At 41.7% G+C, this 1,827-nt stretch carries 3 protein-coding genes; 1 reads left to right on the plus strand and 2 read right to left on the minus strand.

What is annotated here, in order from left to right; translation table 11 throughout:
- Positions 1-164, minus strand: a 164-nt coding sequence (locus LD39_RS22240) for a patatin-like phospholipase family protein (protein ID WP_197061440.1), incomplete at its 3' end; no start/stop codon positions are given.
- A gap of 128 nt (positions 165-292) precedes the next feature.
- Positions 293-439 carry an FbpB family small basic protein gene (locus LD39_RS22245; RefSeq protein WP_081988474.1) on the minus strand — a complete coding sequence of 49 codons (147 nt, stop codon included), beginning with the start codon at positions 437-439 and terminating at the stop codon, positions 293-295.
- Positions 440-546: 107 nt separating this feature from the next.
- On the opposite strand from LD39_RS22245, the gene LD39_RS15140 reads away from it, so the two are divergent.
- Complete coding sequence (locus LD39_RS15140) at positions 547-1,698, plus strand: aminotransferase A (protein WP_035548997.1); 1,152 nt, start codon at positions 547-549, stop codon at positions 1,696-1,698.
- Positions 1,699-1,827: the final 129 nt, after the last annotated feature.

The following is a 1,827-nucleotide window of genomic DNA, read 5'->3' on the forward strand; positions in this document are numbered from 1 at the left end:
CTTTTTTTCTGTTTTGCTACATAAGAACTTCCATTACATGCTCCAGCAGAAGCTCCAACAACAAAGGGAATATGAATATCTTCATCTAACAAAAACTCCAATACGCCCGCTGTATAGGCACCACGCATTCCCCCGCCTTCCAATACTAAACCGACATCTTCCATCACAATCAAGGACCCCTTTCTATGACTTGTAATTTCAGTATAACAAAAGAGAGATCTTCCATTCAGGTAATGAGCTCGTAAAAAAAGCACCCTTATTTCTATGCGGGTGCTTTTGCCGTGTGATATCATCAGTTTACATATGGAGCTTGAGCCAACTTCTTTACGTGTTTTTCATCTATATCACGTTCAATTTTATCTAAAGCTTCTTCGTCTTTTAGTAGTTGCTGCTTGTTTTGATCCACTAAATCTTCAAAAGAAATACGATTGGGTCTCATGCTAAAACTCCTTTCAACAATAATACATTCAAATCATAACAGATTTCGACAACCAATATGTTTCAATTGTTTGAACATTTTGTTAAATCTATATAAAGAGGTGCTATATGGAACATTTGATCAACCAAAATGTAACAGACATCCAAATATCCGGCATTCGTCAATTTTTCAACATGGTCGGACAGTATGATGATGTCGTCTCCTTAACGATCGGCCAACCTGATTTTCCTACACCTGATCACATCAAAGAGGCGGCCACTAAAGCGATTCAAGACAACCACACAATCTACACGCACAATGCTGGCATCCTTCCTCTTCGGAAAGCGATTCAAAGGCACGTCCATCTATCCTATCAGTTAACTTATGAGGCTGAAAAAGAGATCATTGTAACGGTGGGTGCCTCTCAAGCGATTGATGTCACCCTTCGAACTCTTCTTAAACCTGGGGATGAAGTCATCCTTCCAGGTCCCGTGTACCCAGGATATGAACCGTTGATTCGTTTGGCGGGAGGAAAACCCGTCCATGTCGATACACGAGGAAATCAGTTCAAATTGACGGGAGAGTTAATTGAAAAGCATATCACTCCGAATACGAAAGCGGTCATCCTTCCTTATCCTTCTAACCCTACAGGGGTCTCGTTGACAGAGAAAGAACTTAAAAATATCGCTCAAGTGATTGAAAATCATCAGTTGTTTATGATTGCGGATGAAATTTATAGTGAGCTTGTCTATGAGCAAGAACATATTTCGATTGGGACCTTTCCTTCTATTCGTGACCAGTTGATTATTATAAATGGAGTCTCTAAGTCCCACGCGATGACCGGATGGAGAATCGGTTATCTCCTTGCTCCGGAATGGCTTGCAAAGCATATGCTAAAGGTTCACCAATACAACGTGTCATGTGCAAGTTCCATCAGTCAATATGCCGCTCTTGAGGCGTTAAACAACGGAAAAGAGGATCCTGCGCATATGAAAGAGGCGTATAGAATGCGTAAAGAATATGTTGAAAAACGATTAAGCAATATGGGAATCGAATACACTTCTCCGGACGGAGCCTTTTATATTTTCCCTAAGTTCGAGAACCGGGGAGTATCGACATTTGATCTTGCGCTTCAGCTAGTCAAAGAGGCAGGGTTGGCCCTTGTTCCTGGTAGTGCTTTCTCTAAGTACGGGGAAGGTTATTTGCGACTATCCTACGCCTACAGCCTGGAAACACTCGAAAAAGGACTGAACCGTTTGGAAAACTTCCTTAAAGAATAAATCATTCAAATCGTATTGGTCATTTACTTATTCAGTAAAAGCTCCCGATTTTAGAAGACTCTGTTTCGAGACTTTTATGTGCGAGGATGGTGGCGGGGAAAACGACTCCCTTTCCGCGGACATGCGCTG

It is taken from the genome of Halobacillus sp. BBL2006, assembly GCF_000786645.1.
Lineage (GTDB): Bacteria > Bacillota > Bacilli > Bacillales > Halobacillaceae > Halobacillus.

Excerpts from the sequence above, each read along its gene's own strand:
- LD39_RS22245 (WP_081988474.1), bottom strand. The coding sequence starts at position 439 with ATGAGACCCAATCGTATTTCTTTTGAAGATTTAGTGGATCAAAACAAG.
- LD39_RS15140 (WP_035548997.1), top strand. The coding sequence starts at position 547 with ATGGAACATTTGATCAACCAAAATGTAACAGACATCCAAATATCCGGC.